The organism is Halomonas halodenitrificans DSM 735 (genome assembly GCF_000620045.1).
GTDB lineage: Bacteria > Pseudomonadota > Gammaproteobacteria > Pseudomonadales > Halomonadaceae > Halomonas > Halomonas halodenitrificans.
This window is the reverse complement of sequence record NZ_JHVH01000012.1, coordinates 103735-111447: the sequence shown is the minus strand read 5'-3', so window position 1 is coordinate 111447 and position 7713 is coordinate 103735. Positions and strand designations below refer to the sequence as shown.

Genomic DNA, 7713 nt, shown 5'->3' with positions numbered 1-7713 from the left:
TGATTCACAAGGCACGGCAGATCATCCTCGACTTCGGGCAGGATATCGGGCGCATGACGGTGCTCAAGACGCTGCGGAGCCGACTGCGTTATCCACGAGGAACGCCATGCTGACCGTCAATCGGCGACACTCTATCCACAAGCAGTTCCAAGCGACACGCGATCGCCAGATATGTCGTGCCTGGCGGGTGGAAAGGCATGACAAAACGGGCCGTCAGCACCGATCAGCACGGTGGGTTTTGGCAATAATGGGCTTGCGAAAGCCAACTTGCACGGGGCGAATGGTCAAAAAATGCTCGCTGGCGGTGATAGGGGGAGTGTCGGCGCCGGCTTCACGGATTCAGGTATCAGGCTCTCGAGCAGTTGCGCCTCGGCGAGGGGGGCGTCCACTTCCATGAAGGGTTCGTTTTCGAATACCGGCGTTCCCTCCGGCAACGTCCAGATATCCCCCGTAAAGCGCCACTGCCCGAGCCAGGCCAGGAAGTCATCACGGAACTGTCCGGTATCGGCGAGGCTGGCGAGCTGGGCATCATTGAAGCCCAGTCGTGTGAACAGTTCGGCGGCGTGCTGTTGGCCACAGGCGAGCATGAAGCGGCGCGTGGCGGGTAGGCGGCGATAGTATAGGCTGAACGTGGCGCGCTCCTGCATGCCCTCGGCCCAGTATGCCTGGAGCATGGTGAGCTGATAGAGATCGGTAAGCAGCGACAGGTCGGTTTCGGCGACGGCGTAGGGGGGCTGCGTCATGCGGACTCCACGCCCTGTACCTGGACGCCGGCGTCTCGTAACTCACCTCGCATCCCGGTTACCGAATCGGGAGCCACCGCGGCGCTCAGATGCTCGAGCAGCAGGGTGGTGAAGCCCTGGCGGACAGCTTCCAGGGCAGTGGCCCGAACACAGACGTCCAGCGCCAGGCCACAGACGATTACCCGCTTGATGCCGCGCTCACGAAGATAGTCGCCGAGCCCCGTACCCTCGAAGGCCGAGTAGGCGTCGGCATCGAAGGCACAGGCCTTGCTGATGCGGATGGCGTCACCGGAAAGCTCAAGCTCGGGGTGGAAGGCCGCGCCCCAGGTGTCCTGTACGCAGTGCTCCGGCCAGGGGCCACCGCGATGCTGGAAGCTTGCATGGTCCACCGGGTGCCAGTCCCGCGAGGCGACGACCAGGGCACCCGCCGCGCGGGCCGCCGCAATCTCGGTATTGATGGCCGGGACCAGGGCACTGCCTCCGGTGACGGCCAGGGCGCCACCCTCGCAGAAGTCGTTCTGCATGTCGACGACCAGCAGGGCGTCACTGGGGGCGTAGTCGAGGGGCCTTGTCATGGTGTTCCTCCGGACAGCCGGTGTGGGCTTTCTTGCAGCGTACTCACTGAACTGGGGCTCGTGTAACCAAAGCACAACCCCAACAGGGGAGAGCGGCCTGGTGGGTACCTCAATAACCGGCCGTGGGGTCCACCGTATCCAGTGACTCGCCGGCTTCGAGGGTCCGCAGCGCCGAGGCCACCTGATCCAGCGCCTCCCCCAGCGGTGTCGGCCCGGCCATATGGGGCGTCACCCGGATTCGCGGATGGCTCCATAGCGGGCTCGCCTCGGGCAGGGGTTCCTCGGGAAAGGCATCGAGGATGGCACCACGCAGTCGGCCTTCGGTCTCACCGTCGCCCAGGGCATCGAGCAGGGCCGCCTCGTTGATCAGGCTGCCGCGCCCCGGATTGATGAGGCTGGCGCCCTCGGGCAGCCGTGAGAGGGTCTCGTCGTTGATGATGTGTCGGGTGGCCGGAGTATCGGGTAACAGGAGTACCAGGCTCTTCACCCGGCCCAGCAGGGTGGCCAGGCCGTTATCGCCGTGGTGGCAGGTAACGCCGTCGATGTGCTTGGGAGATCGGCTCCAGCCGTGTGTCGGGAAGCCGTCGGCGGCGATCATCGTCGCCACCCTTGCCCCGATGGCGCCCAGGCCCAGCACGCCCACCGGCCAGTCATCCTTGTCTGTCATGGCGTGTTCACGCCACTCTCGCCTACGCTGCTGACGCCGATAGCGGTCGAAGTCTCGCTGGAAGTGCAGCAGCCCATAGCGCACGTAGTCGCCGATTGGCTCGGCCATGCCGGCGTCGCGCAGCTTGACGATGGGCACGTCTGCAGGCAGCCCGGGGTTGTTCAACAGGGCATCGACGCCGGCGCCCAGGTTGATGATGCCCTTGAGTGCCTCGGGCTCTCTCAGCAGTGACTCCGGGGGTTTCCACACGGCCAGATAGTCGGCCTGGCGACGCTTGTCTGTCGGCGCCGCGCTGGTAAGGATCTCGGCCTCGGGGAGGCGCGAGGCGAGGGCTTTCTGCCAGCGTTCGGCATCGTCGTGATGGACCAGTACCTTCATCTTGATCTTGGCTCCCGGGCGTCGTGACAGGGGCGTCGTGATTGGAACGTCATGGTGGTTTCATCATCCCGCCCCAGGGACTTTTGGACAAGTCCATGGGCAAGCTCGTGAGTGGGAGAGTTATTTCCATCATGAAATGCTTGACCAGCTACCGTGGGTAGGAAGTAACCTCCATGTTATGGGGGGCTCCTCCACTGCCTGGTGCAGCTGAGCGGCCTTGGTTCCGTTCAGGCATATGGTCAGTGATCGTGACCCTGGCCCGGCCTTCTCGCGTCGAGTGGGCCGATTTTCTTGATGTTGCTTTGGCGAGTGGCCCAATGACCCAGGTAAACCTCCCCTTCACTCGTGAGGAATATGCCACCCGGCTGTGGAAGGTGCGCGCCGAGATGGCCAGTCGGGGCATCGACGTGGTGATCGTCAGTGACCCTTCCAACATGGCCTGGCTGACCGGCTATGACGGTTGGTCGTTCTATGTGCATCAGTGCGTGCTGGTCGGCCTGGAGGGCGAGCCGGTGTGGTATGGCCGCCGCATGGATGCCAATGGTGCATTGCGCACCTGCTGGATCGATCCGGATAACATTACCTACTACCCGGACTACTATGTCCAGAACCCCGACATGCATCCCATGGAATACCTGGCCCAGTCGATCATGCCCGACCGCGGCTGGCACCAGGGGGTGGTGGGCATGGAGATGGATAACTACTACTTCTCCGCCAAGGCCTACCAGAGCCTGCTCCGCGAGCTGCCCCACGCCCGCTTCATGGACGCCAACGGCCTGGTCAACTGGTGCCGTGCCATCAAGTCGCATCAGGAGATCGAATACATGCGGGTGGCGGCGAAGATCGTCGAGGGCATGCATTCGCGTATCCTCGAGGTGATCGAGCCCGGATTGCCCAAGAGCAAGCTGGTCTCGGAGATCTATCGCGTCGCCATCGAGGGCTGGAGCGACGAGAAGGGCCGGGTGTTCGGCGGCGATTACCCCGCCATCGTGCCGATGCTGCCGACCGGTCAGGATGCCGCCGCGCCTCATCTGACCTGGGACGATACGCCGTTTCGCAAGGGCGAGGGCACCTTCTTCGAGATCGCGGGTGTCTACAAGCGCTACCATGCCCCGATGTCGCGTACCGTCTTCCTCGGCACGCCGCCTCGGGAGTTCGTGCGCGCCGAGTCGGCGCTGCTGGAAGGCATCGAGGGCGGCCTCGAGGTGGCCAGGCCCGGTAATCGTACCGCGGATATCGCCATGGCATTGGGCGCGGCCATGGACAAGTATGGTTTCGACCGTGGCGGGGCGCGGTGCGGCTATCCCATCGGCATCAGCTACCCGCCGGACTGGGGCGAGCGTACCATGAGTCTGCGCCCCTCCGACGAGACCATCCTGCAACCGGGCATGACCTTCCACTTCATGCCCGGTCTCTGGGAGGACGACTGGGGCCTGGAGATCACCGAGAGTATCCTGATCACCGAGACCGGCTGCGAGCCCCTGGCCAATTTCCCGCGCCAATTATTTGTACGCTGAGTGAGTACGAGCCGAGCAACCCCTAACGATTAGCGAGGGGCGCCGGGAGCAAGCCGTAGAGGAGGTCCTGCGCCAGGGGTGAGGAGCACTGCTCCGAACGGGCTGGCCAAGGATGGCCAGCACCGGCCCTGTAAGCGGCGCAGGATGCGGGAGCAGCGCCCAGGTATGGGTTTACGGCGCCTCCTCGTAGGCTTGCTGCCGGATCAGCCCCGAGCGGCGCAGCGGCAGTGGTGTCGCCTGCCGTGAGAAAGCAAGGAGTCTCAGATAATGACCAAGCGTCCCAGCCCCATCAGCGCCACCGTCGACTTCGATGCCGACGGCGTCCAGCACGGCTTCCTCAAGCTGCCCATCTCGGTGGATGACTCCGCCTGGGGGGCGGTGATGATCCCGATTACCGTGGTCAGCAATGGCGAGGGCCCCACGGCGCTGATTACCGGCGGCAACCACGGCGATGAATACGAGGGCATCACCTCGCTGCTCAAGCTGTCGAGTGAGCTCAAGGCCGAGGACGTCCGCGGTCGCGTGATCATCGTGCCGTGCATGAATCAGCCGGCGGTGATGGCCGGCAAGCGTACCTCCGGCCTCGACGGCGGCAACCTCAACCGCAGCTTCCCCGGCGACCCCGACGGCAGCGTGACCGAAAAGATTGCCGACTACTTCACCCGGGTGATGGTGCCGATGTGTGATGTGGTGCTGGACCTGCACTCCGGCGGGCGGACCCTGGACATCATTCCCTTCGGTGCCTCCCACGTGCTCGATGACCCCGAGCAGCAGCGCCAGGCGCTGGAGGGTGCCAAGGCCTTCGGTGCGCCGTATGCCATGATCATGTTCGAGCTCGATGCCGCCGCATTGTTCGATACCGCGGTGGAGAGTCAGGGCAAGATCTTCGTGGCCACCGAGCTGGGCGGTGGTGGCACCTCCACTCCCGAGAGCATGGCGATCACCGAGCGTGGCGTGCGCAACTTCCTGATCCACTATGGCCTGATGGAGGGAGAGGTGGAAATGCCCGCCGAGCCCCAGGTCTATCTCGATATGCCCGATGCCAGCTGCTATGTGCAGAGCGAGCACAGCGGGGTGCTGGAGCTGTGTTTCGCCCTGGGCGAGGAGGTCGAGGAGGGTGACGTGGTGGCCCGGGTCTACGATATGACGCGCACAGGCGCCGCGCCGGTGGCATATCGTGCCGAGCGTAGCGGGGTGCTGGCGGCGCGGCGCCACCCGGCACTGGTCAACATGGGCGACACCATTGCGGTCATCGCCGATATCGTCGACTCCTTGAAGTGAGGCGGCGGACATCGCGATGAGACTCGACCGCTACGACCTGAAGATTCTCGAGATCCTTTCCCAGGATGGGCGCATCACCAAGTCCCGGCTGGCCGAGGCGATCAATCTCTCGGTCAGCCCCTGCTGGGAGCGCGTCCGGCGCCTGGAGAAGGCCGGTATCATCACGGGCTATGGCGCCCGCCTGTCCCCCTCTGTGCTGGTGAAGCGCACCCCGGTGTGGGTGCAGATCGAGCTAAAGGCCCACAACGCCGAGAGCTTCGCCCGCTTCGAGGCCCTGGTGCATGCCACGCCGGAGGTGACCGAGTGCGTGGCGGTGGGGGGAGGCGTCGACTACCTGATCAAGGTCGAGGCCGACTCCATCGATGCCTATCAGCGCCTGATCGATGCCTGGCTGACCTCGGATGTCGGCATCGAACGCTACTTCACCTACATCGTCACCAAGACGGTCAAGCATCCGAAGGGCGGCTTCTCACGCGACGATTTCGTCGACTGAGGGCAGGCAGAAAAAACCGCACTTTTCCCGCTCGAGACAAAAAAAGCCGCACCTTCCCCGGCGGCTAACAAAAACTCTCGACCGGGCTTCTCCCCTACCATAAGCCTATCGAGCCGCACCGGACATCAACGGGCGGCTCGGCCGTTTCGATGCTTTCTCGGCGCCCGAAGCCGCGCCTGTTTTCACTCAGGCGCCCGGAATCACGCCGGCATTTGAGTTAGCTATCGCCGGCGCCGACATACACCGGGGCATCAGGGGAGGTGCCGCATGAATATGAAGCTGTCCAGGACACTGTCCACCATGCTCGATGATCCGCGTCTGTTCCGGCAGTACGCCTATGTCGATGGCAAGTGGACCCACGGCGATGGCGGTCGTGAAGAGGCCGTTCAGGACCCCGCCACCGGCGAGGTGATCGGTCATATTCCCTGGCTCGAGGCCGAGCAGGTCAGCGCGACCGTGGACGCCGCGGAAGCCGCCTTTGTGCACTGGCGTGCGCTGCGCGCCGACGAGCGCTGCGAGCGCCTGCTGGCCTGGTATGACCTGCTGCAGGCCAATCGCGAAGATCTGGCGATCCTCATGACCCTGGAGCAGGGCAAGCCCTTGCCCGACGCCCGCGGCGAGGTGGAATACGGGGCCAGCTTCGTGCGCTGGTTCGCAGAGGAGGGCAAGCGCACCTTCGGCGATACCATTCCAAGCCCCATTCCCAATGCGACCCTGGGGACCCTCAAGGAGCCGGTGGGGATTGCCGCTCTGATCACGCCCTGGAACTTTCCACTGGCGATGATCACCCGCAAGGCCGCTGCCGCCATGGCCGCCGGCTGCACGGTGATCGTCAAACCCGCCGGCGAGACGCCGTTCTCGGCGCTGGCGCTGGCGGAACTCGCCGAGCGCGCGGGTATCCCGGCCGGTGTGTTCAACGTGGTGCTGGGCGAGCCCGCCGAGGTCTCGAAGGTCCTGTGCGCCGAGGAGCGGGTCAAGGCGGTCTCCTTTACCGGCTCCACCCGGGTCGGTCGCCTGCTCCTGGAGCAGAGCGCCAATACCGTCAAGCGAGTGTCGCTGGAGCTGGGGGGCAATGCGCCCTTTATCGTCGGCCCCGATATGGACCCGCGTGAGGCGGCGCTCGCCGCGGTGGCGGCCAAGTTCCAGACCGCCGGCCAGGACTGCCTTGCCGCCGACCGCATCCTGGTACACGAGTCGATTCATGATGAATTCGTCGAGCACTTCGCCGAGCGCATGGCGGCATTGACCGTGGGCAACGGCCTGGAGAGCGAGGTGGACCTGGGGCCGCTGATCCATCGTCAGGCCGTCGAGAAGGCCGCCGTCATCGTCGACGACGCCGTGGCCAAGGGCGCCACCCTGGTGGCCGGTGACCAGCGCGAGGCGCCGGGCGAAAACTTCTTCATGCCGGTACTGCTCACCGGGGTGACCCGTGACATGAAGGTCTGGAACGAAGAGACCTTCGCGCCGGTGGCCGGGATAACGGCCTATGCCGATGACGATCAGGTGATCGGGATGGCCAACGACACCGAGTACGGCCTGGCGGCCTATATCTATACCCACGATATTCGCCGCATCTGGAAGCTGATGCGTGCCCTGGAGTACGGCATGGTGTCGGTGAACTCGGTGAAGATGACCGGCCCGCCGGTGCCCTTCGGTGGCGTCAAGCAATCGGGGCTGGGCCGCGAGGGTGGCGTAACCGGCATCGATGAATATCTCGATACCAAGTATTACTGCCTCGGCGCCCTGGGCTCCGTGTCCGGCAGCTAGCTTCCGAGGTGGCGCCGGGATAGCACCGGGATAGCATTGGGATAGCGCCGGGATGCACCAGCGAGCGATATCTACCCGAGGGCGCTGAGGCAAGCGCCGCGGCGCGCGGCGATCGACAGGGATGTCGATCGAGGGTCGGCAAGAGGGACCTTGATCCGACCCGACGCGCTGGCCGCAAGCGAAGCCTCAGGGTTTCGTCCTCGGGCATCGCGAGATGGTGCATGACGGGGTGATTCCCCCTGTATTTGAGACCGATAAACATCCTCCCCGGCGGGACGCCGGGGAGCCTGAT

General features: G+C 64.7%; 7 protein-coding genes. 4 read left to right on the top strand and 3 right to left on the bottom strand.

Annotated elements, in window-relative coordinates; all coding sequences use genetic code 11:
• Positions 1 to 284: 284 nt before the first annotated feature.
• From Q358_RS0107000 to Q358_RS0106990, 3 genes are all read right to left on the bottom strand, one after another.
• Positions 285 to 743 carry a beta/alpha barrel domain-containing protein gene (locus tag Q358_RS0107000; RefSeq protein WP_027961397.1) on the bottom strand — a complete coding sequence of 153 codons (459 nt, stop codon included), beginning with the start codon at positions 741 to 743 and terminating at the stop codon, positions 285 to 287.
• The gene (locus tag Q358_RS0106995; RefSeq protein ID WP_027961396.1) at positions 740 to 1318 is read right to left on the bottom strand and encodes a nicotinamidase; all 579 of its coding nucleotides are present in this window, start codon (positions 1316 to 1318) and stop codon (positions 740 to 742) included. Before Q358_RS0106995 ends, Q358_RS0107000 begins: the two co-directional genes overlap by 4 nt.
• Positions 1319 to 1427: 109 nt before the next feature.
• Complete coding sequence (locus Q358_RS0106990; protein ID WP_027961395.1) at positions 1428 to 2363, bottom strand: 2-hydroxyacid dehydrogenase; 936 nt, start codon at positions 2361 to 2363, stop codon at positions 1428 to 1430.
• A gap of 317 nt (positions 2364 to 2680) precedes the next feature.
• Here Q358_RS0106990 and doeA point away from each other — a divergent pair, with 317 nt between their 5' ends.
• The 4 genes from doeA to Q358_RS0106970 all read left to right on the top strand — a co-directional run bounded on the left by doeA (position 2681) and on the right by Q358_RS0106970 (position 7421).
• The gene (gene doeA, locus Q358_RS0106985; RefSeq protein WP_027961394.1) at positions 2681 to 3880 is read left to right on the top strand and encodes an ectoine hydrolase DoeA; all 1200 of its coding nucleotides are present in this window, start codon (positions 2681 to 2683) and stop codon (positions 3878 to 3880) included.
• 267 nt (positions 3881 to 4147) lie between these two features.
• Positions 4148 to 5161 (top strand): N(2)-acetyl-L-2,4-diaminobutanoate deacetylase DoeB, encoded by a 1014-nt coding sequence (gene doeB / locus Q358_RS0106980; protein ID WP_027961393.1) that lies wholly within the window; start codon positions 4148 to 4150, stop codon positions 5159 to 5161.
• Between the two features lie 16 nt (positions 5162 to 5177).
• The gene (locus Q358_RS0106975) at positions 5178 to 5654 is read left to right on the top strand and encodes an Lrp/AsnC family transcriptional regulator (protein ID WP_027961392.1); all 477 of its coding nucleotides are present in this window, start codon (positions 5178 to 5180) and stop codon (positions 5652 to 5654) included.
• 267 nt (positions 5655 to 5921) lie between these two features.
• A complete protein-coding gene (locus Q358_RS0106970; RefSeq protein WP_211248316.1) occupies positions 5922 to 7421 on the top strand; it encodes an NAD-dependent succinate-semialdehyde dehydrogenase in 1500 nt (499 codons plus the stop codon).
• The last annotated feature ends 292 nt before the right edge of the window (positions 7422 to 7713 follow it).

Coding starts and splice junctions, on each gene's coding strand:
- Q358_RS0106990 (WP_027961395.1), bottom strand. CDS start 2,363: ATGAAGGTACTGGTCCATCACGACGATGCCGAACGCTGGCAGAAAGCC.
- Q358_RS0107000 (WP_027961397.1), bottom strand. CDS start 743: ATGACGCAGCCCCCCTACGCCGTCGCCGAAACCGACCTGTCGCTGCTT.
- doeA (WP_027961394.1), top strand. CDS start 2,681: ATGACCCAGGTAAACCTCCCCTTCACTCGTGAGGAATATGCCACCCGG.
- Q358_RS0106975 (WP_027961392.1), top strand. CDS start 5,178: ATGAGACTCGACCGCTACGACCTGAAGATTCTCGAGATCCTTTCCCAG.
- Q358_RS0106970 (WP_211248316.1), top strand. CDS start 5,922: ATGAATATGAAGCTGTCCAGGACACTGTCCACCATGCTCGATGATCCG.
- Q358_RS0106995 (WP_027961396.1), bottom strand. CDS start 1,318: ATGACAAGGCCCCTCGACTACGCCCCCAGTGACGCCCTGCTGGTCGTC.
- doeB (WP_027961393.1), top strand. CDS start 4,148: ATGACCAAGCGTCCCAGCCCCATCAGCGCCACCGTCGACTTCGATGCC.